The following is a 433-nucleotide window of genomic DNA, read 5'->3' as shown; positions in this document are numbered from 1 at the left end:
ACACCGCCACACAACTCCGCAACCTCCCCCAACCCCACATCACCCTCAACTACCTAGGCCGGATCGAGTACTCGACGTCAGGTTCGGAGACGGGCTGGACGCCCGTGACGGATGTGGACCTCGGCCGGCACACCGACTCGGACCTTGCCGTCGCCGCCGTTCTGACAATCGATGCCGCGACGGTCGTCACGGACGGCACTGCACGACTGACGGCGACGTGGTCCTACCCTGTCGGTGTGCTCGCGGCGTCCGACGTCGACGACCTCGCCGACCTCTGGACCAGCGCCCTCACCGCCCTCGCCGACCACACCAGCCGACCCGGCGCCGGCCGCCTCACCCCCAGCGACCTCGACCTCGTCCACCTCGACCAACCCACACTCGACACACTCCACCACGACTACCCCACCCTGACCGACGTCTGGCCCCTCACCCC

At 68.8% G+C, this 433-nt stretch carries 1 protein-coding gene; it reads left to right on the top strand.

All coding sequences use genetic code 11. From position 1 onward, the window contains the following. Nucleotides 1-433 (top strand): hypothetical protein (locus tag P3H15_RS54660; protein WP_276144911.1); only part of this gene is annotated, 433 nt, incomplete at both ends.

This window comes from Rhodococcus sp. T2V (genome assembly GCF_029269925.1).
Classification (GTDB): Bacteria; Actinomycetota; Actinomycetes; order Mycobacteriales; family Mycobacteriaceae; genus Rhodococcus_F; species Rhodococcus_F koreensis.
This window is presented reverse-complemented; position numbering and strand designations above follow the sequence as displayed.